This window comes from Fulvimarina uroteuthidis, assembly GCF_034321785.1.
GTDB lineage: Bacteria > Pseudomonadota > Alphaproteobacteria > Rhizobiales > Rhizobiaceae > Fulvimarina > Fulvimarina uroteuthidis.
In genome coordinates this window covers 1,005,173-1,028,576 of the sequence record NZ_JAXLPB010000001.1, presented here as the reverse complement: position 1 = coordinate 1,028,576, position 23,404 = coordinate 1,005,173, and the positions used below count along the sequence as shown (strand labels likewise).

The following is a 23,404-nucleotide window of genomic DNA, read 5'->3' as shown; positions in this document are numbered from 1 at the left end:
GCGCGAGCATGCCACGGGCCGGTTGCGCAATCGCCAACGGAACCCGTGCCCTTCCGGTCTTGCTTTCAAGACGGTGAACGAAGGGCAAACGGATCGCGTGCGAGGCCGGCCTACTTCGTGCCGTACATCCGGTCTCCGGCATCGCCGAGGCCCGGCACGATATAGCCCTTCTCGTTGAGATGGCTGTCGATCGAGGCCGTGAATACCTGGACGTCGGGATGGGCGTGCCGGAACCGCTCGAGACCCTCGGGCGCGGCGAGCAGGCAGAGGAACCGCAGGTTGGAGGCGCCCTGCTGCTTCAGCCGTTCCACCGCGAGGATCGCGGAATTGGCCGTCGCCAGCATGGGGTCGACGACGATGACGAGCCGGTCCGCCATGTGGTCGGGCGCCTTGAAGTAATATTCGACGGGTTCGAGCGTGCGTTCGTCGCGGTAGAGACCGACATGGGCGACGCGGGCGGCCGGCACCAGATCGAGCATGCCTTCCAGAAGCCCGTTTCCGGCGCGCAGGATCGAGGCGAAGACGAGCTTCTTGCCTTCGAGAACCGGAGCGTCCATTTCGGTCAGCGGCGTCTCGATGCGCTCGGTGGTGATCTCCAGATTGCGCGTCACCTCGTAGCAGAGCAGGGTCGAGATCTCGCGCAGAAGCTGGCGGAAGCTCGCCGTCGACGTCTGCTTCTTGCGCATGATCGTCAGCTTGTGCTGCACGAGGGGGTGATCGATGACTGTGACGCCGTCCATGTCGGAACCGTCCTTTGCTTTGTGGGGGGGGGTGTCGGGAATCGAATGGCCACCGGATTGCTGCCGGCGATCCTCAGGCCGTTTGCACGAACGCGGTTCCGAAGCGCCCCGGATCGAGCCCGAGATGGACCGCGGCGCTGGCGCCGATATCGGCGAAGCTCTCGCGCACGCCGATGTCGGCGCCAGCGATACCGGGCCCGAACCCCAGCACGGGAACGCGTTCGCGCGTGTGTTCGGTGCCTGCGAAGCTGGGGTCGCAGCCATGGTCGGCGGTGAGGATGCACAGGTCGCCGGGTTCGAGCGCCGCCTCGATCTGCGGAATGCGCGCGTCGAAGGCCTCGAGCGCGGCGGCATAACCTGGAACGTCGCGCCGATGGCCGAACAGCATGTCGAAATCGATAAGATTGGCAAAGACGAGATCGCCGTCGCCGGCCTGCCGGATCGCCGCGAGCGTCGCATCGACGAGAGCCATGTTGCCGTCGCCTTTCAGGATTTTGCCGATGCCGCGATGGGAGAAGATATCGGCGATCTTCCCGACCGCCCAGGTGGTTCCGCCGTTCGCCTGCACCCGGTCGAGCAGCGTCTCGCTCGGCGGAGCGACCGAGAAATCGCGCCGGCCGGCGGTCCTTTCGAAACTGTCCGCCGTCTCGCCGGTGAAGGGTCTGGCGATGACGCGCGCGATGTTCAGCGGGTCGCAATGGGTGCGTGCCGCCGCGCAGAGCGCCATCAGGCGGTCGAGGCCGAAATGGGTTTCGTGCGCCGCGATCTGCAGCACGCTGTCGGCGGAGGTGTAGAGGATCGGCTTGCCGCTCGCGATGCTCTCCTCGCCGAACGCGCGCAGGATCTCGGTGCCCGAGGCGCGCCTGTCGCCGAGAATGCCGGGGATGCGGCTATCGTCCATGATCTGGCGCACGAGGGAGGCGGGCAGCGCGGGCTGCGTGTCGGGAAATGTGCCCCAGGCGAAATGAACCGGCGCGCCGGCGATCTCCCAGTGCCCGGACGGGGTATCCTTGCCGTGCGAGGTCTCCACGGCTGCCCCGTGAAGGGTCGACGGGGCGGGTCCCGCCTCGCCAAGCCCGGCGACGCGCATCAGGCCGAGGCGGGTGAGATGGGGAAGCTGCAGGGCCCCCGAGCGAAGGCCCTCGCGGTCGCCGCGGCCGGTCCGGCACGCCGCGAAGACCGAGCCGAGCGTGTTCGCGCCCGCGTCGCCGTAATCGGCCGCATCGGGCGCGTGGCCGATGCCGACGGAATCGAGGACGATGATGATGGCTCTGGGCATTGCGTGCCTCTTCGAAGGACGATCGCTTCAAAGATAAGGCTCGCAGGGCGCTGGCAAGGGACAATCGCAAGCGCCCTCGCCGGACGCGCGCGCCGGATTATTTGGATGCGGCGGTCTCGGCGATGCCGCGCCGCGTCTCGTATTGGTTCGAGGCGGTCGAGAACACCTCCATCGTATCGCCGATCGTCACCGTCGGCTCGCATTTGGGTGCGCAGGCGTAGGTCTGGCGCAGTGCCTGGCGATAGATGCGAACCGTATTGGCTTCGAATGTCTGGACCGCGACCTGCTCGTCCATCAGCACCGCATTGTCGCGGCCGAGCACGACAACATTGGTGATGCCGTAGCTCTTTCCCGTCAGGACGAGCCGGGTTTCGCTCAGGACCTCGACGTCGACGATGGCCGGATTGCCGATGATGACGGTGCCCGCGCCGCGATCGATTTCCAGGATGCGCGCATGGTCGACGGCGACGGCGATCACCGCCTCGGCCCGCGCCGGTGCATGGAAGACCGCGAGCCAGCAGACGATTGCGACGGCCGCCGCAAGGGCTGTTCTGAAAAGGCGTGAAGTCATGGCGGGTCCGTTCGATTGCGCATCCAGGAGGGCCACTATGACCGCCCATGATGAATCCGAGGTAAAAGCTCTTTTAGGGATCGATTAAGCCTATCCGCCAACAACGGTGCGTCCGGACCAAGGATAACCCGCGTTAAGGCGATCGAAAGAAGCGGCTTCTATTTTGGGTGTCAACCGATCGATGCCAACAAGTCGACGGTCGTGCTGTCGAAACAAACGAAAGGGACACCCATGTCCAAGACATTCCAGCGTTTTCTGAAGAACGAGTCCGGCGCCACCGCGATCGAGTACGCTCTCATTGCAGGTATCATGGCAGTGGCTCTCGTAGCCGCGTTCGGCGCCTTTACCCCGAAGCTGACGACCGGTTTCACGAACATCGGTTCGCAGATCAGCGCCGCTCCCGCTAAGTAACAGAGGTGCCCGGACACTTCGGTTTTTAAGTATGTGTCCGGTAAAAAAAACGGGGCCGAGCCAATCGGTCCCGTTTTTCATGGTGTGCCCATCGTGCTGGAGCGCTGACCTGATTAATGTGTTGAATAACCCGGGGCGGCATTCGCAATTCCGCCGAGGTATGTCGTTAGACGGCCCCGGGATCATTTACGAAATATCAGCGGGAAACATTCACGCTGGTTGAGACCCGGTTCGATCTGAAAGCGGAAAGCGCACAGATGGCCTACATTTTCCTGATCACGGTCTTCCCGTTCTGCATGATCTTTGCCGCTGTCTCGGACGTCATGACGATGACGATCCCGAACCGGCTTTGTCTTCTTCTCGCCGCGGGTTTTCCGGTCGCGGTTCTCGCTGGCGGAATGCCGCTTGAGCAGGCCGCCATCTTCGCGGCGTTCGGCGTCGGGACGTTCTTCATCGGGTTTGCCCTGTTCGCCGGCGGCCTGATCGGCGGGGGCGACGCGAAGATGCTGGCCGCGACCGCCTTCTGGATCGGTCCATTCGATGCCGGCCTGTACCTCGTCTACGCGACCGCGCTCGGTGGAGCGCTTGCCCTGTTCCTTCTTTATTCCCGAACGATGATCGCCCCCGTGACCGGCTTCGCCTTCGCCGATCGTCTCCTCTCGCGCGAGACCGGCGTTCCCTACGGCGTCGCGCTCGCCATTGCGGGCCTCCTCGTCTATGCGGACGGACCCTTCATGGAAGCGGCCCTGCGGGCCTCCTGACGGCGTCGTCTCACTTTTTCAGATTCGGTTAACCATACATTGAGGAATTCCGGGCGATAACCAGCGCGAAGACCTGCGACGATCGCGGGGACCGTGCGGGGAGTTATCGATGAACCGAAGCCAGATCATCGTGGTGGCGGTCGCAGCGTTCGCGGCGCTGGGCGCCGGCTTCGTCGCCCTGAACTTCGCGGCACCCGCTCCCCAGGAACCCGTCATCATCACCGCAAGCCCCGCGGAACCGCCCGTGAAGCTCGAGGACGTTCTCGTCTCCGCGAACGCGGTGCCCATGGGCATGCGGATCGACGGCGGCTTCGAATGGCAGAAATGGCCCGTCGACGGCATCGGCGACGGCTTCATTCTGAGGACTGCCAGACCCGACGCCCAGAGCGAACTCAACGGCACGATCGCACGCCAGGCGTTCTTCGCCGGCGAACCCGTCCGGGAAGCCAAGCTCATCAAGTCCGATTCCGGCTTCCTGTCCGCCCTTCTGCCGGCCGGCAAGCGCGCCGTGTCCGTCCAGATCGCCGCGGCGACCGCGGCCGGCGGCTTCATCCTGCCCAACGACCATGTCGACGTGATCATGACGCGCCGCAAGGAATCGGCCAATGGCGGCGAAGCCCAGATCCAGACCGAAACGGTGCTTCGGAACCTCAAGGTCCTGGCGATCGACCAGACGATCGAGGACACCGAAGGCCAGCGCAACGTCATCGGTTCGGTGGCGACGCTGGAGGTCGACGGCGAGCAGGCCGAAGCCCTGACGGCGGCCCAGCAGATTGCCGATCGCTTCGTCCTCTCGCTTCGCTCGCTTGCCGATTCCGTTCCGGGCTCGCCGGGCTATGCGGCGTTTCTGCTGGCCGAGGAAAAGGCGCGGCGCGGCCCGGTCCGCATCGTTCGCTACGGCCGCGTGCAGGACGTGAAGGTTCCCGAATGACCACGATCCGGACGTCCCCCACACTCATCAAGGAGCGAGCGATGTCGATCATTGCAATCTTGCGCGCCGTCAGCCTGTCCGCGACGCTCGTGGTCACGCCGTTCGCGGGCGTTGCGCCCGCCAACGCCCAGTCGCCGGGCCAGGAGAGCATCGTCAATGTCGGTTTCGGCCAGACGCGGATCGATCTCGGGCTCGACAAGTCCAAGGTGCTGGTCCTGTCCGCCGACGCCCACGACATCCTCGTCGCAAATCCGGCGATCGCCGATGCGCTGACCCGCGACAAACGCCACATCTATCTGTTCGGCAAGCAGGTCGGCCAGACCAACCTGATCGTCTTCGACGAGGCCAACCGGCAGATCGCCTCGATCGACATCCGGATCGAGCGCGACATCAAGGGCCTGACCGCGGCGATCGAGAAATACGTCCCGGATTCGGAAGTCGTGGCCGAGATCATGAACGACAACGTCGTTCTGACCGGGCGCGTGCGCACACCGCTCGATTCCAAACGTGTCAGCCAGATCGCCGACGCCTATCTCAGCGGCGGCGAGGCGACCACGGGCGCCTACATCCGGTCCGCATCGGCCGGCGGCGAGGCCGAGGGCGGCGGGGATGTCGCGTTCGCCAGCGAACCCCGGCGCTCGAGCAAGGTCATCAATCTCCTGCAGATCGAGGGCGAGGATCAGGTCACGCTGAAGGTCACGGTCGCCGAAGTCCAGCGTTCGGTCGTCAAGCAGTTGGGTTTGAACGGGACCGTCGGGACCGTCATCGACGGGATGACCTTCGGGGCAATCTCGGACAGTCCCTTCGGTCTCGGCAAGGCCTTGTCGAACTCGGGAGCGCTGCTGAACGGTACGATCGGCGATACCGGCATCAGTGCCCAACTCTCCGCACTCGAGCAAGCGGGCGTCATGCGCACGCTCGCTGAGCCGAGCCTGACCGCCATTTCCGGCGAGAGCGCCAGCTTCAAGGTGGGTGGCGAGTTCTCCGTCCCGACAGGTCGCGACGTGACGCCGGAAAAGATCACGAACATTCGGGACGACAATGGCAATATCGTCGATCAGGAGGTCACGGAGGGTGTCGTCACGATCGACAGTCGACAGATCGAGTACGGCATCGGTCTCGACTTCACGCCTGTCGTGCTTTCGCCGGGCCGTATCAGCCTGAAGATCCGCACGAGTGTTTCCGAGCCTTCGTTCGAATCGCCGTTCAGCTATCCAGGCGACAAGTATGGCGCCGGCGTCGGTACCATCGGTCTGCGCAAGCGCCTCGCCGACACCACCGTCGAACTGCCCTCGGGCGGCTCCCTCGTGATCGCCGGTCTCGTGCGCGACGAGGTCCGTCAGGTCGTTTCGGGTTTTCCAGGTCTTTCCAAGCTGCCGATCCTCGGAAGCCTGTTCCGCAGCCGTGACTTCCAGCGCTACGAGACCGAACTCGTCGTCATCGTGACGCCCTATCTCGTGCGCCCCGTCTCGCGCGAGGCGCTGGCCCGGCCCGACGACGGCCTGGCCTTCTCAAGCGACGGCGCCGCCAATTTCCTCGGCCGCGTCAACCGCATCTACGGACATTCCGAAACCAAGCTGCCGCCCGGCCGATATCACGGCGTCGTCGGCTACATCTACAAATAGGCCGGGAGATCGAGAGCCATGAGATTTCTGTTCGCACGGGTCCCCATCGCCGCTTCGCTGCTGGCCCTGTCCGCCGCGCTCGGCGCGTGCGCGAACGTGCACCATATCGATGTCGGATCGGTGCCCGACGACTACCGCACCCGCCATCCGATCGTCGTGGGGGAGGCCGAGCAGGCCCTCGACATTCCGATCCTTTCCGGCGAGCGCCAGCTGGCCATGCCGGATTCGGGACGCATCGAGGACTTCGCCAAGCGCTTCCGGCATTCCGGTGCCGAGACGATGCGGGTGATGGTTCCCTACGGATCGCCCAATGCCGCGTCCGCCGCAAGCATCTCCCACGAGGCGATCGCCGTCCTCACGCGCTCCGGGGTCCCGCGCGAGCGGGTGTTCGTCGAAAGCTATGCGGCCCACGACGCGCTGCGCCCGACCCCGATCCGGCTGACCTTCTCGACGCTGACCGCGCAGACCGCCCCTTGCGGCCGCTGGCCAGAAGATCTCGGCTCGACCAGCGAGAACAAGAACTACCAGAACTTCGGCTGCGCGACCCAGCAGAACCTTGCGGCCCAGATCGCCGATCCGCGCGATCTCCTGTCGCCGCGCGGCCTGGGGCCCGTCGATGGCGAGCGGCGCGATCAGGTGATCGAGAAATATCGCAAGGGCCAGACCTTCACGTCGCAACGGCCTGAGATGGAAAGCGAATACCAATGGTAGACAAGACCAACGGTGTCACGGGCGCCGCCTATGCCGAGCCTGAAATCGTCGACAATGTCCGGCCGATCCCCCGGGTCTCGATCCAGGCCTTCTGCGACAGCGAGGGCGTGTCGGCACCGCTGCACAACGCCGCGCGGGACCGCCGCGTGGCCAAGGCGAACTTCCGGGTGAACATGGGCGGGTTCAAGGCCGCGCTCGAGCATTTCTCGTCGTCTCCGACCCCCAATCTGGTGATCCTGGAAACCCGGCTCGAACCCGTCGAACTGATGGCGGCGCTCGAACGGCTCGCCGACGTGTGCGATCCGGGATCGAAGGTGGTCGTCATCGGACACTACAACGACGTCCACCTCTACCGGGAACTGATGCGCTGCGGCATTTCGGAATATCTCGTCGCGCCGATCTCCATGGCCGACATTCTGGGCGCCATTTCGGAGATCTTCACCAGCGGCGACGAAAAGCCGATCGGCCGGTCGATCGCGTTCCTGGGCGCACGCGGCGGCGTCGGATCCTCGACGATCGCGCACAATATCGTGTGGACGATCTCGCAGCTGTTCGAAACGGAATCGATCCTGATCGACTGCGACCTGCCGTTCGGAACCGCCAATATCGATTTCGATCGGGACCCGTCCCAGGGCGTGTTCGAGGCGCTGTCCTCCTTCGAGGACATGGACGAGACCCTGCTCGACCGCCTCCTGTCCAATTGCGGCGATCATCTGTCGCTTCTGGCCGCACCCAGCGTCCTCGACCGGAACTACGAGTTCGACGTCGAAGCCTACCGCATCCTGATCGAAACCGCCCAGCGCAGCGCGCCGATCGTCGTTCTCGACTTGCCGCATGTCTGGACCGACTGGACGCGGGCGGTGCTGTCGGACGTCGACCGGATCGTCATCACGGCGACGCCGGACCTTGCCAATCTGCGCAACGCAAAGAATCTCATCGAGACCCTGGCGAAGCTCAGGCCGAACGATCCGCAGCCGTTTCTGATCCTCAATCAGGTCGGCGTGCCCAAGCGCCCCGAAATCAGCGTGGCCGAGTTCTGCGAACCGCTGAACCTTTCACCGACGATCCAGATCGGATTCGATCCGGAACTGTTCGGGGAGGCGGCCAATGGCGGTCTGATGATCCGGCAGAGCGCGCCCAAGAGCCCTGTCGCCGATCTGTTCGACGATCTTGCCCATAGCCTGACCGGGCGCGGGATTGCGAAGGTCAAGAAGAAGCCGAACCTTCTCGACCGTCTCGGACTTCGCAAGTCGGCCGCGTGAGCGCGGCCGGCCTCGCTCGGCTTTCCTGCGTTCGGCACGTCGGTCCGATCGCAATAATGATACGGCAGAAGAAGCGCTTGGAGACGGACCATGTTTGGTAAACGCACGCATCAGGGGCCGTCCGACGCAGGTGCTTCCGTCCGGGAGCGCCCGGTGGAGGCGAAGCCCGAGGCGCCGGCAAGGCCCGTCGCGAGCGCGCCCCGGGCGATGCTTGCCGAGATCGAGACCAAGGTCGGGCGCGGCTCGGCGCCGATGCCGCCCGCGGCAAGGCCTGCCGGCGAGACGCAGCGCAATACCGGCCGGCGCGACGACGCGTTCTACGAGCGCAAGAGCCAGGTGTTCGCGGCCCTGATCGACACGATCGATCTGTCGCAGCTCGCCGCCATGGATGTCGAAAGCGCGCGCGAGGAAATTCGCGACATCGTCAACGACATCATCCAGATCAAGAACTATGCGATGACCATCGCCGAGCAGGAGGACCTGCTCGCCGACATCTGCAACGACGTCCTGGGATACGGCCCGCTTGAGCCCCTGCTGATGCGCGACGACATTGCCGACATCATGGTGAACGGCGCCAAGAAGACCTTCATCGAAGTCAACGGCAAGGTCATCGAGACCAATGTCCAGTTCCGCGACAACCAGCAGCTTCTCAACATCTGCCAGCGCATCGTCAGCCAGGTCGGGCGCCGCGTCGACGAGACCTCGCCGATCTGCGACGCGCGCCTTCCGGACGGCAGCCGCGTCAACGTCATCGCGCCCCCGCTCGCGCTCGACGGCGCGGCCCTGACGATCCGCAAGTTCAAGAAGGACAAGCTGACCCTCGATCAGCTCGTCCAGTTCGGCTCGATCTCGCCGGAAGGCGCGGCCATTCTCCAGATCATCGGACGGGTGCGCTGCAATATCGTCATTTCCGGGGGCACGGGTTCGGGCAAGACGACGCTTCTCAACTGCATGACCCATTATATCGACAGCGACGAGCGCATCGTCACCTGCGAGGATTCGGCCGAGCTGCAGCTCCAGCAGCCCCATGTGGTGCGGCTGGAGACGCGGCCGCCGAACATCGAGGGCGAGGGCGCGATCACCATGCGCGATCTGGTGAAGAACTGCCTGCGCATGCGTCCCGAGCGCATCGTGGTCGGCGAGGTCCGCGGGCCGGAGGTGTTCGACCTTCTCCAGGCAATGAACACCGGCCATGACGGCTCGATGGGCACGATCCACGCCAACAGCCCTCGCGAATGCCTGAACCGTATCGAATCGATGATTGCGATGGGCGGGTTCGCCCTGCCTTCGAAGACCGTGAAGGAAATCGTCTGCGGCTCGATCGACATCATCGTGCAGGCCGCGCGCCTGCGCGACGGCTCGCGGCGGATCACGCACATCACCGAAGTGGTCGGCATGGAAGGCGACGTGATCATCACCCAGGATCTCTTCGTCTACGACATCAAGGGCGAGGATGCGAACGGCCGGCTGATCGGCAAGCATCGCTCGACCGGCATCGGCCGTCCGAAGTTCTGGGACAAGGCGCGCTATTACGGCGAAGAGAAGAGGCTTGCCGCAGCGCTCGACGCGAGCAACGAGGAAGCTCCGGAGGGGAGCTTCTAAGATGAGTTCGCTCGGCATCCTTCTCTTCGTGTTGCTGTCTACGGTCGCGGCCGGCGCCGTCGCCTATGCGTTCATGCAACCGAAAATGGCCAATTCCAAGCGCGTGAAGGCACGCAAGACGGCCTATTCACGGGACGAGGCGGCGCGCGCGCGCGTCGGTCAGATGAAGGATCGGATGCAGGAGCAGGCCAAGCGCCGGCGCGTTTTGCAAAGCAACCTGAAGGATCTGGAAAGCCGCACCAAGGCGCGGGGGGATCATGGCGCGAAACCGTCCCTCGAACATGCCCTCAAGCAGTGCGGCCTGAAGATCACGCCGACGACGTTCCACCTGTTCTCGGGCGGCGGCGGCATCTTCGTCGCGTTTGTCTGCCTGATGTTCGGACTTCCACTTCTTGTCTGTGCGGGTCTCGGCATCGTCGGGGCCTTCGGCCTGCCGCGCCTGTTCCTCGCCAACCGCAGGAAGAAGCGGCTCAAGGATTTCTCCAACCATTTCCCCACCGCCATCGATCTGATCGTGCGCGGCGTGAAGGCCGGCCTGCCGCTCAACGACACCTTGCGGAACGTCGTCAGCGACGTGCCCGAACCCGTCGCCGGGGAGTTCCAGCGCATCATCGAGACGCAGCAGCTCGGCATTCCGATCGGCGAGGCCTGCGAACGGCTGCATCGCCACGTTCCGCTTCCGGAGACGAACTTCTTCTCGATCGTGATCGCCATCCAGTCCCAGGCGGGCGGCAACCTGTCGGAAGCGCTCGGCAACCTGTCGCGGGTCCTGCGAGAGCGCAAGAAGATGCGCCAGAAGGTCGAGGCCGTGTCGATGGAGGCGAAGGTCTCGGCCGGCATCATCGGCGTCATCCCGTTCTTCGTCGCCGGCATGATCTACGTCACGTCCCCCGACTACATGGCCGTTCTGGTCCAGGACCCGCGCGGAAACCTCGTCCTGATCGGCGCGGGGATCTGGATGCTGATCGGCATCCTGATCATGAAGAAGATGATCAATTTCGACGTCTGACAGGGCCGCGCATCCCGCGCGTCGATGAACCGGACCGGTCGGGCCGGTTTCCATACGCTGTTCGAAGGAGCCTTCCGACATGCAGAATGTCTTTTCCCTGATCGGCATCCAGCCGCAGGTCTTCTTCAGCGTCGTCCTGACGCTCGCCGTCTTCGCCAGCCTCCTCGCCGTGCTGCTGCCGCAGATCTCGCGCAGCAAGCTGCAGAGCCGCATGAAGTCCGTTGCGATCGAACGCGAGGAGTTGCGGGCGCGCGAGCGCGCCCGCATGACGAGCCTGAACGGACAGTCCAGGCGCGGTCTGCGCCAGAGCGAGGAACAGGGCGTGGCCGCCAAGGTGGTTGCCATGCTCAACCTCAAGAAGGGACTGGTCGACGAGGCGACGATCGCCAAGTTGCGGGTCGCCGGCTTCCGCAGCCAGCGTCAGCTCACCCTGTTCCTGTTTGCCCGCATCGCGCTTGCCCTCGGCTTCCTGGGGATCGCGATGATGGCGATCTTCGTCCTGGGATTCCTGGCGGCCAAGCCGTTCGCCGTGCAGTCGGTCGCCATTGTCGGGTTCGCCTATGCCGGCTTCGTGCTGCCCGTCTTCTACGTGCGAAGCGCTGCGGAAAAGCGCCAGAAATCCATCCAGCGCGCTTGGCCCGATGCGCTGGACCTCCTCCTGATCTGCGTGGAGTCCGGACGGTCCATCGAAGCCTCCTTCCGCAAGGTCGCCGAGGAGATCGGCATCCAGTCGATCCCGCTCGCCGAAGAGCTGATGCTGACCTGCGCCGAACTCTCCTACCTGCCCGAGCGCCGGGGCGCCTACGAGAATCTCAGTGCGCGGACCGAACTCGACGGCGTCAAGGCGACCATGACCGCGCTCACCCAGGCCGAGCGCTACGGAACGCCGGTCGGATCGGCCCTGCGCGTGATGGCCCAGGAAAACCGCGATCTGCGGATGAACGATGCCGAAAAGAAAGCTGCCGCGCTTCCGCCCAAGCTCACCGTTCCGATGATCGTCTTCTTCCTTCCCGTGCTGATCGTCGTCATTCTCGCACCGGCCGTGTTCAACATCATGGACACGATGAGCAACTGATGCGCCGGACGAAGGAGCCGGCGGGCCTTTCCCGGACGTGCACGGGGCGAGGGGAACCCCAAGCCTTCATTCCGTTCGCACGGTCCCCGTCTCCGACCCGACGTCGCGGCGATCGACCGGCTGCCGGGCCTTGTCGGCGCCGAACGTGGCGGTCGGAAGGCCGGCCGGCGCGATCATGCCCGGCGCGATGCCATCCTGCGTCGGCGCCTTCGGGGCCTGGTCGATCCCGGTTTCGGCGGTGACCTCGCCCATGGCGGGTCCGAAGAAGGTCTCCAGCGCGTCCAGGAACGGTTCGCGGTAGCGGTCCTTTTCCTGCAAAAGTTCGTGCCGCGCGTCGGGCAGGGTCAGGCTCGAGCCCGAGCGCATGCGCCAGGCGAGCCGTTCGGCGGCGCGCGTCGAGACCACACGGTCGCCCCCCGCGCAGATGAACAGGGTCGGGATCGAATGGCGCGCGATGACGGTGGAGCGCTCGAACCGTTTCATCGCGCTCGTCATGCTGGCGAGCCAGCCGAATGTGGGGGCCGACTGGAACAGGCCCGGATAGCGTGTCGCCAGACGCTGGTTGCGCTCGAAGCGCCTCGGATCGCTGGTCAGCGGATTGTCGGCCGGCGTGCCGAGCGCGCCCGGCAGCGCGCCGCGCCGCACCGGCACGCGGCCGAGGCCGACAAGCCGCGCACCCCAGGCGACGAACCGGACAAGGCTTGCCGGCACCCGGCTTTCGGGCAGCGCGACGAGCGGGGCCGAGAGCACCATGCGCTCGACCCGGCTCGAAAGCTCCGCTGCCGCCGCAAGGGCGACGAGCCCGCCCATGGAATGCGCAAGGACCGCGAAGGGAGGGCGGCAGTCCGGCAGGAGGAGCGTCTTGACGACGCATTCGAGATCCGTGCGATAGGCCCTCATGCCGCGAACATGGCCGAGCCGGCGGCCCGTTGCGGGCGCAGGGCGGTGCTTCTCGCGCTTTTTCGGGCTGCGGGCCGCGGAGGCCCCCTGACCACGCCAGTCGAACGTCGCGACCATGTAGCCGCGCGCATTGAGGTCGCCTATCGTCTCGAAATATTTCTCGATCGTCTCGTTGCGTCCCTGCAGCATCAGGATCGTCCCGCGAACCGGGCCGTCGGGCGCGGAGACGGCGCAACGAAGTTCGACCCCGTCCGGCGTGGTGACGAGCTTGGCGACGAGGTTGGGCGGCGGTGGATTGCCGGCGATCTCGACGAAAGCGTCAGGCGTTGGGTGGTCCGACATGGGCGTTCCGAGCAGTCCGAAGAGAAAGGCGTGCCCCGATCGCGATCGCCGCAAGCGGAGCACCACGAGCACCGCGCGGCTTATATCGCGCTCTTCGCTGAACGGTCAAAGCCGTGTGCTGGTCGAGGAGGCCGATTGTCGGGGCGGGTCCCGAAGGCGGACCGGGAGTCCCGGCGAAGGGATCTCCCGGCCCTGGCGGCCACAGCGGAAGGGACGGGACGCTGCGACCGTTTCGGATCGGTCCGGGGACGCGAGGCAAATGGACCGAAATTGGAACGCCGTCAAATATTAAGCCTTGCATACCACAAAGCCAACGGCGCGATGAAGCGCATCGGCGGGTTTTGCGGAGAAATTGCTCACCAGACGATGAACGGCATGATCCGTTTTGTGTGGATCCTGCGTCGGGGTTTCGATCCGCTTGGAAAATTGTGCAGGTGATTCAGTCTGTTGATCGATGGCGCGCGCGAGCGGATCGAACGGTGGCCGATCCGGTCCCGGACGCCGAAGTCGAACGCCAATTTTTTTCTCGAAGGGATTGGCGGGCTCTTGAACGGAAAATCGTGCGAAATTATCTCCTGCACGTGGCCGCCGACAAGGGGTCACGAGCCGGGGACGCTGCCCGATCGGGGGCGTTCCGAACCGGTTCACACCCATACGCACACCGTTGCTTCACAAGGAGAACATCCATGCGTCACGTTGATTTTGCACCCCTGTACCGTTCGACCGTCGGTTTCGATCGCCTCTTCTCAATGCTCGATAACGTGTCCGCGCCGGAGAATGGGCAGACCTATCCGCCCTACAATATCGAGCGCACCGGCGAGAACGACTATCGCATCACCATGGCGGTCGCAGGCTTCGGCGAGGCCGAACTCTTCATCGAATCGCGCGAGAACGTGCTGACCGTGAAGGGCGAGAAGGCCGATTCCGAAACCGAGACATCGGTCGAATATCTCCATCGCGGCATTGCGGGTCGCTCGTTCGAGCGTCGCTTCCAGCTCGCCGATCATGTCGAGGTGCGCGGTGCCAGCCTGAAGAACGGGCTTCTGTACGTCGAGCTTCAGCGCGTCATCCCCGAGGCGATGAAGCCCCGCAAGATCGAGATCGCGACGGCCGGAAATTCGAACGCCAAGGCGATCGAGACGGAAGCGGCCTGATCCGATCGCATCCCTGCATCGATTTGAGATGATGGACGGCGTCCCGAAAGGGGCGCCGTTTTCGTCTGATGGGACTTCGGGCGTTACTTCAGGAGGGACACGAACCGGTCGACATCGCTCTCCTGCGTCGACCAGGACGTGACCAGCCGCGCCAGCATCTCGCCGGGGCCCGTCAGATCGTGCATCGAATGGGGCGCGTTCCATTCGTAGAACTGCGCGCCTTCCGCCCTCAATCTCTCGGCCGTCGCGTGTTCGAGCACCGCGAACACTTCGTTGGACCTCGTCGCCCATGCCTGGCGCGCGTGGCTCGATCCGTCGAGCCCGTCGCGCAGGCGGTCGGCCATGCGGTTGGCGTGTGCGGCAAGCTTCAGCCAGAGCCCGTCTTCAAGATAGGCGGAGAACTGGGCCGCGACGAAGCGGGTCTTGGAAAACAGCTGCGCGCCGCGCTTGCGGATGTAGCGGAACTGCTCGGCGCGCTTCGGATCGAAGAAGACCACGGCTTCGGCGCACCAGCAGCCGTTCTTGGTCGCGCCGAACGAGAGAATGTCGACACCCTTCTTCCACGTCATGTCGGCGGGCGACTGGTTGGTGGCGCACAGTCCGTTGGCAAAGCGGGCGCCGTCCATGTGCAGCGTCAGCCCGCGCGCGTGGGTGATCGCGGCGATCGCCTCGATCTCGCTGGCGCTGTACAGCGTTCCGGCCTCGCCCGGCTGGCTGAGCGTCACCGCCATCGGCTGGCCGGCATGGACGAAATCGGGCTTGAAACGCGCGAGCTCGCGTTCGAGATTGTGCGGATCGATCTTGCCGTCCGGCCCGTCGACGGGCGCCATGCGGGCGCCATGGGTGAAGAATTCCGGCGCGCCGCACTCGTCCTCGATGACGTGCGCTTCCCGGTGACAGAGCACCACGCCGCCCGGCCGGTTGACGGCGGCGAAGGCGAGCGCGTTGGCGGCCGTCCCGGTGCCTACGAAGAAGACGGCAACGTCGCGCTCGAAGATCTCGTTGAAGCGCTTCTCGACCGCCTTGTCGAGCAGGCTTTCGCCGTAGGCGGCCGCCATGCCGGCGCTCTCTCGCGTGATCGCTTCGTTGATGGCGGGATGAGCGCCGGACCAGTTGTCGGATGCAAAAATCATGGGGAGCCGGTATCCCGTCATCCGGTCGAGCGCAAGCCTCGCGCGCCTTCGGCCCGTCCCGGTCAAAGGCTCGCTTGCGCGGCGTTCCGCCCGCTTGCTGACATCTTGCGCATCTGTCATATTGCCGGTAATAGGACAGCAATGCTGCCATATTTCCGGGCCGGAATTTCGCGGCCATGCTTTCGCGGCCACAGGTTGGAGGGCGGGGCGCCTGCCCGGTGGACCTGACGTCGGGGCGGCTGGCGCGATGCGATCGACGCCGGTACGGTCCTGTGGCGGATGGAGAGATACGTGGTCTGTGTGCGGGAAACGCACGACGACACGGCACCCATCACAGATTTTTGACGACAGACGCGTCGGGTTCTCGGCGCGGGAGAGGACGACGACGCGATGACGACGATAACGCCATCCCTCGAACTCGGCGCTGCGAGCGCGCTTTCGAAGACCCCTTCCGGCGAGGCGCCGTTCGATCGCGCGCGCCCGTCGCGCGCCGGCCTCTACGATCCGAGAAACGAGCACGATGCCTGCGGCGTCGGCTTCATCGCACACATGAAGAACCACAAGTCCCACTCGATCGTGGAGAAGGGGCTCGAAATTCTGGAGAACCTGACCCATCGCGGCGCGGTGGGCGCGGACCCGCTGATGGGCGACGGGGCGGGCATGCTCGTCCAGATCCCGCATGATTTCTTCAAGGCGGTGATGGCCGAGCAGGGCGTCGATCTGCCCGAGCCCGGCCATTACGGCGTCGGCCACATCTTCATGCCGCAGGACGATGCGATGCGGTTCCGCATCAAGGACATCGTCGAAGAGGTGGTGCGCTCCGAGGGGCAGACGCTTCTGGGTTGGCGCGAAGTGCCGGTGTCCAACGAGAGCCTGTCGAAGGCGCCCGAGATCGTCGCCACCGAACCCGTGCATCGCCAACTCTTCATCGGTCGCTCGCCGAGCATCGAAAGCGATGACGAGTTCGAGCGCCGCCTCTACATCCTGCGCAAGGTCATCTCGAACCGGGTGCAGGCGGAAGAGGACGGCCGCGACCAGGGCTTCTATCCCGTCTCTTTGTCCTGCCGCACCATCGTCTACAAGGGCATGTTCCTCGCCTATCAGCTCGGCGCCTATTACAGCGACCTGAAGGACGAGCGTTTCACCTCGGCCCTGGCGCTCGTCCACCAGCGTTTCTCGACCAACACCTTCCCGTCCTGGAAGCTGTCCCATCCCTACCGGATGGTCGCCCACAATGGCGAGATCAACACGCTGCGCGGCAACGTCAACTGGATGGCCGCGCGCCAGGCTTCGGTCGATTCCGAGCTCCTGGGCAACGATATCTCGAAGCTCTGGCCGATCTCCTACGAGGGCCAGTCCGACACGGCCTGCTTCGACAATGCGCTCGAATTCCTGGTCGAGGGCGGCTATCCGCTCGCCCATGCCATGATGATGCTGATCCCGGAAGCCTGGGCCGGCAACAAGCAGATGGCGCCCGCCACCAAGGCGTTCTACGAATATCACGCCGCGCTGATGGAGCCGTGGGACGGCCCGGCCGCGGTCGCCTTCACCGACGGTCGCCAGATCGGCGCGACGCTCGACCGCAACGGTCTTCGCCCGGCCCGCTATGTCGTGACCGACGACGATCTCGTCATCATGGCCTCGGAAGCCGGCACGCTGGCGATCGACGAATCGCGGATCGTCAAGAAGTGGCGTCTGCAACCGGGCCGCATGCTGCTGATCGACCTGGAGAAGGGCCGCATCGTCTCCGACGAGGAGGTCAAGAAGGAGATCGCCGAGGCCCATCCCTTCCATGACTGGGTCAAGAACACCCAGATCATCCTGGAAGAGCTGAAGCCCGTCGCTCCCCGTGCCTCGCGGTCCGACGTGTCCCTGCTCGATCGCCAGCAGGCGTTCGGCTACACGATCGAGGATACGCGCGGCCTGATGGCGCCGATGGCCACGACCGGCCAGGAGGGCATCGGCTCGATGGGCACCGACACGCCGATCTCGGCGATGTCGTCCGAAGCCAAGCTTCTCTACACCTATTTCAAGCAGAACTTCGCGCAGGTCACCAATCCGCCGATCGATCCGATCCGCGAAGAGCTGGTGATGAGCCTCGTCTCGTTCATCGGTCCGCGTCCCAACATCTTCGATCTCGAAGGCCTGTCGCGCAAGAAGCGCCTCGAGGTGCGCCAGCCGATCCTGACGAACGGCGATCTGGAGAAGATCCGCAATATCGGCCACACCGAAGACCGGTTCGACACCAAGACGATCGACATGACCTATCCGGCGTCCCAGGGCGCCGGCGGCATGGAGGGCGCGCTCGACCGTTTGTGCGAGCGGGCCGAGGCGGCGGTCATCGGCGGCTACAACATCATCATCCTGTCGGACCGTCAGGTCGGGCCGGACCGGTTGCCGATCCCGGCGCTCCTGTCCTGCGCGGCGGTCCATCACCATCTCATCCGCAAGGGCCTGCGCACCGCCGTGGGTCTCGTCATCGAATCCGGCGAGCCGCGCGAGGTCCATCACTTCGCCTGTCTGGCGGGCTACGGCGCCGAGGCGATCAATCCCTACCTCGCCTTCGATTCGCTCCTTGCCATGCACCAGCGCGGCGACTTCCCGCCTGAGGTCGACGCCGCGGAGGTCGTCACCCGCTACATCAAGGCGATCGGCAAGGGCATCCTCAAGGTCATGTCCAAGATGGGCATCTCGACCTACCAGTCCTATTGCGGCGCGCAGATCTTCGATATTGTCGGCCTCAATACGAGCTTCGTGAAGAAGTACTTCACCGGCACCGCCACGACCATCGAGGGCATCGGCCTCGACGAGGTCGCCAAGGAGAGCGAACAGCGCCACGCCGCCGCCTTCTCCGACGATCCGGTCCTTGCCCGGTCGCTCGCGGTCGGCGGCGAATACGCCTACCGGATGCGCGGCGAGAAGCACATGTGGACGCCGGACAATGTCGCAACGCTCCAGCACGCGGTGCGCACCGACAGCTGGGAGCGCTACCAGGACTATGCACGCCAGGTGAACGAGGCGGCGACCGAGCAGCAGACGATCCGCGGCCTGTTCCGCATCAAGTCGGCCGAGGAAAAGGGCCGCCGGTCGATCCCGATCGACGAGGTGGAGCCGGCCAAGGACATCGTGCGCCGCTTCGTGACCGGTGCGATGTCGTTCGGCTCGATCAGCCGCGAGGCCCACACGACGCTCGCACGCGCGATGAACCGCATCGGCGGCAAGTCGAACACGGGCGAGGGCGGCGAGGAGCCGGACCGGTTCCTGCCGGGCCGCGACGGCTTGGCCAATCCGGAGCGTTCGGCGATCAAGCAGATCGCCTCCGGCCGGTTCGGCGTGACGACCGAATATCTCGTCAATGGCGACATGCTGCAGATCAAGGTGGCGCAGGGTGCAAAGCCGGGCGAGGGCGGGCAGTTGCCCGGCCACAAGGTCGATGCGACCATCGCCAAGGTCCGCTTCTCGACGCCGGGCGTCGGCCTCATCTCGCCGCCGCCCCATCACGACATCTATTCGATCGAGGATCTGGCGCAGCTGATCTACGATCTGAAGAACGTGAACCCGGCGGCCGACATTTCGGTCAAGCTCGTCTCGGAAGTCGGCTGCGGCACGGTGGCTGCGGGCGTTGCGAAGGCACGCGCCGACCACATCACGATCTCGGGCTATGACGGCGGCACCGGCGCCTCGCCGCTCACCTCCATCAAGCATGCGGGCTCGCCCTGGGAGATGGGTCTGGCCGAGACCCAGCAGACCCTGGTTCTCAACGGGCTTCGCTCGCGCATCTGTCTTCAGGTCGATGGCGGGCTGCGCACCGGCCGCGACGTCATCGTCGGCGCGCTTCTGGGCGCCGACGAGTTCGGCTTCTCGACGGCCCCGCTGATCGCGGCGGGCTGCATCATGATGCGCAAGTGCCACCTGAACACCTGTCCGGTCGGCGTTGCGACGCAGGACCCCGTCCTGCGCCAGCGCTTCAAGGGCACGCCCGAGCACGTGGTCAACTTCTTCTTCTACGTCGCCGAAGAGGTCCGCACGATCCTGGCCGACATGGGCGTCAGGTCGATCGCCGAACTGATCGGCCAGTCCGACTGGCTCGACAAGAAGGACGTCATCGACCACTGGAAGGCGAGGGGGCTCGATTTCAAGAATGTCTTCTACAAGCCCGAGGCGACGAACGAGGAACTGCGCTGGACCAAGCTCCAGAAGCATCCGATCGACGACGTTCTCGACCGCACGCTGATCGCGAAGGCCGAGGCTGCGCTCGAGGCGCGCCAGAAGGTGGAGATCGAGACGAAGATCTCGAACGTCGATCGGTCGGCGGGGGCCATGCTGTCGGGCGAGGTGTGCAGGCGCTACGGCCTGAAGGGGCTTCGCGACGACACGATCCACGTGAAGCTTTCCGGCACGGCAGGCCAGAGCTTCGGCGCGTTCCTCGCCCGGGGCGTCACGTTCGAACTGTCGGGCGAAGCCAACGACTATGTCGGCAAGGGCATTTCCGGCGGGCGGATCATCGTCAAGCCGGCTGCCGAATCCAGGATCGTACCGGAAGAGTCGATCATCGTCGGCAACACGGTTCTCTACGGCGCGATCTCCGGCGAGTGCTATTTCCGGGGCGTTGCGGGCGAGCGGTTCGCGGTTCGCAATTCCGGCGCGGTCGCGGTCGTGGAAGGCGCGGGCGATCACGGCTGCGAATACATGACCGGCGGCGTCGTCGTCATTCTCGGCAAGACGGGGCGCAACTTCGCGGCCGGCATGTCGGGCGGCGTTGCCTACGTGTTCGACGAGATCGGCGACTTCTCCGAACGCTGCAACATGGCGATGGTCGATCTGGAGCCGGTGCCCGAGGAGGACGATCTCCTGGAGAAGCTGCACCACCATGGCGGCGATCTCCAGCACAAGGGCCGCGTCGACGTCTCCTCGGACATGACGCGCCACGACGACGAACGCCTGTTCCAGCTGATCTCGAACCATCTGCATTATACGGGTTCGGCCCGCGCCAGGATGATGCTGGACGATTGGGAGCACTATCGCCCGAAATTCGTGAAGGTGATGCCGGTCGAATATCGCCGGGCGCTGCAGGAAATGGAGCGGATGAAAATGGGTGTCGCCGCCGAATAAGTCCCGCAGCCGGCTCGACAAAAGCGCCCCGTACGCGGTCATGACGCGGACGGGGCGTTTGATGTTTCGCGCGGCGGTGAACCGACCATCCACCGGCCCGCCATCGCACAAGCGCTCCCCGCGCCTAAGTAACTGCCGGAAGTCTGCGCGTTCGCGCACGGCTTGGCGATAACGAAAGAAGGACAAGAAGACATATGGCCGACTACACCCTCTACGGTTTCGACGGTTCCACCTATGTGCGCACGGTCAAGATGCTGTTCGCCGAAAAGCATGGCGGGGCCTACGACCAGGTTCCGGTCAATGTTCTCGAAGGCGAGCCGAAAAGCGAAGAGCATCTGGCGCGCCATCCCTTCGGCAAGATCCCGGTCCTCGACCACAAGGACATGCGCATCATCGAGACCTCGGCGATCTGCCAGTATCTCGATACGGTCCTGCCCGGCATCGCGCTGGTGCCGTCAGACCCCAAGGGGCGCGCGCGCATGGACATGGCGACCGCCATCGTCGACTCCTACACCTATGGTCCGGTGATCGCCGGCGTCGTCGCCTATCACCTCTTCCCCGACTTCGTCGGCGGCAAGGACGAAGAAGCGCACAAGGCCGGGATCGAAGACGCCAAGAAGGCCATCTCCGAGCTGATGAAGATCAAGGGCCACGACCAGTATCTGGCCGGCGAGCAGATCTCGATCGCCGATCTCTATCTCGCGCCGCTCCTCGCCTACATCGCGATGACGCCGCACAAGGACGAGTTCATGGCGCTGGAAGGCGTGGCCGACTGGTGGGCGCTGATTTCCGCGCGCGAGAGCTTCAAGGCGACCGATCCGTCCTGAACCCGCCCTGCCTCGACCGTGCTTCGGCACGTCGAGCGATCAGGCACATGCTCCGGGCATGTGCCTGACGTCGCCAGCGCGGGGCATGCCGTGCTCCTGAGCGGCGCGCGGCGCCCTTGACGGCCCGTATCCCGCACGCTCTGCGCGCGGCAGCCGGTCGCAGGTCCGGCGCGCCGGTTCCGGGGGGAGCCGGAGCACCGCACCGGCGGGTCGCTCGAGGCGCGAGGCGTGCCTTGCGACACGGGCCGCGGCGGGTTCGCAACGCGGCGCGGCCAGCGCCCGAAAGCGGCGTGCGTTCGCAGTGCACTCCCTTGCGCACCATGGCCTTTTAGTGACAGACAGACTCGAAGTTTTCGTCCGCGTTGCAGGTTCATGAACGCATGGTTTATCTGCGCGAGGACGCGCTGCCGGGCCGGTGGTTTCGCCCGTTTCGCAGCGATGCCGCAAGCGCCACACGTTGAAAAGGGGTTCGAATGGGTAAGGTCACCGGTTTTCTCGAGATAGACCGTCAAACGCCGAAATATCAGCCGGCCTCTGACCGCATTCGACACTTCAAGGAATTCACGCTTCCCATGTCCGAACCCGAGGTCGCCAAGCAGGCGGCCCGGTGCATGGATTGCGGCATCCCCTATTGCCATGGGCCGACGGGCTGCCCGATCCACAACCAGATCCCGGACTGGAACGACCTCGTCTACCAGGGCGACTGGGAAGCTGCGGTTCGCAACCTGCATTCCACCAACAATTTCCCCGAATTCACCGGCCGCATCTGCCCGGCGCCGTGCGAGGAAGCGTGCACGCTGAACCTCGAGGACGCGCCCGTCGCTATCAAGACGATCGAGCAGGCGCTCGCGGACAAGGCCTACGAGCTCGGCATGATCAAGCCGCAGCCGGCGCAGGAGCGCTCCGGCAAGAGCGTCGCGATCATCGGTTCGGGTCCTGCCGGCATGGCGGCCGCCCAGCAGCTCGGCCGCGCCGGTCACGACGTCCACCTCTACGAGCGCGAGACGCGCCCGGGTGGCCTGATGCGCTACGGCATCCCCGACTTCAAGATGGAAAAGCACTATATCGATCGCCGGGTCGAGCAGATGGAAGCGGAAGGCGTTCGCTTCTTCTGCGGCGTCAATATCGGCGTCGACAAGACGGTCGAGGAACTGCTCGGCGAATATGACGCGGTGCTCTACACCGGCGGGGCCGAAAAGCCGCGCGATTCCGGCATTCCCGATCACGGCCTGTCCGGCGTCTACGACGCCATGCCCTATCTGGTGCAGCAGAACCGGCGCGTCGGCCGGGAGGAGATCGAGTCCATCGGCTGGCCGCAGGAAGAGATCTGGGCCGGCGGCAAGCACGTCGTCGTGGTCGGCGGCGGCGATACCGCCTCCGACTGCGTCGGGACGGCGTTCCGCCAGGGCGCGGTGAAGGTCACCCAGCTCGACATCCGCCCGCAGCCGCCGGTGCGCGAGAACAAGCTGACGGTCTGGCCGTACTGGGCGACCAAGATGCGGACCTCGTCGAGCCAGGCCGAGGGCGCCGTCCGCGACTTCCAGATCGCCACGCTCGATTTCGTCGGCGAGGACGGTGTGCTGACCGGCGTCAAATGCGCCGAGGTGAACGAGAAGCGCGAACCGATCGAAGGCACGGAATTCGTCATCAAGGCCGATCTCGCCTTCATCGCGATCGGCTTCTCCGGTCCGATGGAGACCGGCGTCCTCGCCGAACTGGGCGATCGCCTGAAGACCAAGACGGATCGCCGCGGCAATGTCTCGGTCGATGCCGACGACAAGGTCTACCTGACGTCGGTCGACCGGCTCTATACGGCCGGCGACGTGCGCCGCGGCCAGTCCCTGGTGGTCTGGGCGATCCGCGAGGGTCGCCAGGCGGCCCATGCGATCGACAAGGCACTGATGGGCAGGACGACGCTGCCAAGGTAAGTGCTGCCAAGGTAAGTGCTGCCAAGGTAAG

At 65.0% G+C, this 23,404-nt stretch carries 17 protein-coding genes and 1 pseudogene; 13 read left to right on the top strand and 5 right to left on the bottom strand.

Features of this window, described 5'->3' with window-relative positions; translation table 11 throughout:
- Positions 1 to 110: 110 nt before the first annotated feature.
- The 3 genes from upp to U0C82_RS04730 all read right to left on the bottom strand — a co-directional run bounded on the left by upp (position 111) and on the right by U0C82_RS04730 (position 2,590).
- Positions 111 to 740 (bottom strand): uracil phosphoribosyltransferase, encoded by a 630-nt coding sequence (upp, locus tag U0C82_RS04740; RefSeq protein ID WP_322185902.1) that lies wholly within the window; start codon positions 738 to 740, stop codon positions 111 to 113.
- Positions 741 to 813: 73 nt separating this feature from the next.
- Positions 814 to 2,019, bottom strand: a complete 1,206-nt coding sequence (locus tag U0C82_RS04735) for a phosphopentomutase (RefSeq protein WP_322185901.1) — start codon at positions 2,017 to 2,019, stop codon at positions 814 to 816.
- A gap of 97 nt (positions 2,020 to 2,116) precedes the next feature.
- Entirely contained in the window at positions 2,117 to 2,590 is a 474-nt protein-coding gene (locus tag U0C82_RS04730; RefSeq protein WP_322185900.1) for a pilus assembly protein N-terminal domain-containing protein, read from the bottom strand.
- 231 nt (positions 2,591 to 2,821) lie between these two features.
- Between U0C82_RS04730 and U0C82_RS04725 the strand changes: the two genes are divergently transcribed.
- The 9 genes from U0C82_RS04725 (at position 2,822) to U0C82_RS04685 (ending at position 11,977) form a co-directional block, all read left to right on the top strand.
- Positions 2,822 to 3,001, top strand: coding sequence for a Flp family type IVb pilin (locus U0C82_RS04725; RefSeq protein ID WP_322185899.1), 180 nt, complete (start codon positions 2,822 to 2,824; stop codon positions 2,999 to 3,001).
- A gap of 257 nt (positions 3,002 to 3,258) precedes the next feature.
- Positions 3,259 to 3,762, top strand: coding sequence for an A24 family peptidase (locus tag U0C82_RS04720; protein WP_322185898.1), 504 nt, complete (start codon positions 3,259 to 3,261; stop codon positions 3,760 to 3,762).
- A gap of 109 nt (positions 3,763 to 3,871) precedes the next feature.
- A complete protein-coding gene (cpaB, locus tag U0C82_RS04715; RefSeq protein WP_322185897.1) occupies positions 3,872 to 4,693 on the top strand; it encodes a Flp pilus assembly protein CpaB in 822 nt (273 codons plus the stop codon).
- Positions 4,694 to 4,734: 41 nt separating this feature from the next.
- Positions 4,735 to 6,318 (top strand): type II and III secretion system protein family protein, encoded by a 1,584-nt coding sequence (locus tag U0C82_RS04710; RefSeq protein ID WP_322185896.1) that lies wholly within the window; start codon positions 4,735 to 4,737, stop codon positions 6,316 to 6,318.
- Between the two features lie 18 nt (positions 6,319 to 6,336).
- The gene (locus U0C82_RS04705) at positions 6,337 to 7,029 is read left to right on the top strand and encodes a CpaD family pilus assembly protein (RefSeq protein ID WP_322185895.1); all 693 of its coding nucleotides are present in this window, start codon (positions 6,337 to 6,339) and stop codon (positions 7,027 to 7,029) included.
- Positions 7,023 to 8,291 carry a CpaE/TadZ family protein gene (locus tag U0C82_RS04700; protein ID WP_322185894.1) on the top strand — a complete coding sequence of 423 codons (1,269 nt, stop codon included), beginning with the start codon at positions 7,023 to 7,025 and terminating at the stop codon, positions 8,289 to 8,291. The genes U0C82_RS04705 and U0C82_RS04700 overlap by 7 nt, the downstream gene beginning before the upstream one ends.
- Positions 8,292 to 8,381: 90 nt before the next feature.
- Complete coding sequence (locus tag U0C82_RS04695; RefSeq protein WP_322185893.1) at positions 8,382 to 9,893, top strand: TadA family conjugal transfer-associated ATPase; 1,512 nt, start codon at positions 8,382 to 8,384, stop codon at positions 9,891 to 9,893.
- A 1-nt stretch (position 9,894) separates the two neighbouring features.
- Positions 9,895 to 10,902: a type II secretion system F family protein gene (locus U0C82_RS04690; protein ID WP_322185892.1), complete on the top strand. Its 1,008-nt coding sequence runs from the start codon at positions 9,895 to 9,897 to the stop codon at positions 10,900 to 10,902.
- Between the two features lie 79 nt (positions 10,903 to 10,981).
- Positions 10,982 to 11,977, top strand: a complete 996-nt coding sequence (locus U0C82_RS04685) for a type II secretion system F family protein (RefSeq protein ID WP_322185891.1) — start codon at positions 10,982 to 10,984, stop codon at positions 11,975 to 11,977.
- 66 nt (positions 11,978 to 12,043) lie between these two features.
- Here U0C82_RS04685 and U0C82_RS04680 read toward each other — a convergent pair whose 3' ends face one another.
- Positions 12,044 to 13,219, bottom strand: a complete 1,176-nt coding sequence (locus U0C82_RS04680; protein WP_322185890.1) for an alpha/beta hydrolase — start codon at positions 13,217 to 13,219, stop codon at positions 12,044 to 12,046.
- Between the two features lie 686 nt (positions 13,220 to 13,905).
- Between U0C82_RS04680 and U0C82_RS04675 the strand changes: the two genes are divergently transcribed.
- Positions 13,906 to 14,373, top strand: coding sequence for an Hsp20 family protein (locus U0C82_RS04675; protein WP_322185889.1), 468 nt, complete (start codon positions 13,906 to 13,908; stop codon positions 14,371 to 14,373).
- Positions 14,374 to 14,456: 83 nt separating this feature from the next.
- Here the strand turns inward: U0C82_RS04675 and U0C82_RS04670 are convergent, their stop codons facing one another.
- Entirely contained in the window at positions 14,457 to 15,506 is a 1,050-nt protein-coding gene (locus U0C82_RS04670) for a threonine aldolase family protein (protein WP_322185888.1), read from the bottom strand.
- A gap of 486 nt (positions 15,507 to 15,992) precedes the next feature.
- Here U0C82_RS04670 and gltB point away from each other — a divergent pair.
- From gltB to U0C82_RS04655, 3 genes and pseudogenes are all read left to right on the top strand, one after another.
- A pseudogene (gltB, locus tag U0C82_RS04665) lies at positions 15,993 to 20,618 on the top strand (glutamate synthase large subunit); the annotation flags it as partial.
- Positions 20,619 to 20,812: 194 nt separating this feature from the next.
- Positions 20,813 to 21,445, top strand: coding sequence for a glutathione S-transferase family protein (locus tag U0C82_RS04660; protein WP_322185887.1), 633 nt, complete (start codon positions 20,813 to 20,815; stop codon positions 21,443 to 21,445).
- 473 nt (positions 21,446 to 21,918) lie between these two features.
- Positions 21,919 to 23,373 (top strand): glutamate synthase subunit beta, encoded by a 1,455-nt coding sequence (locus U0C82_RS04655; RefSeq protein WP_322185886.1) that lies wholly within the window; start codon positions 21,919 to 21,921, stop codon positions 23,371 to 23,373.
- Positions 23,374 to 23,404 lie beyond the last annotated feature (31 nt).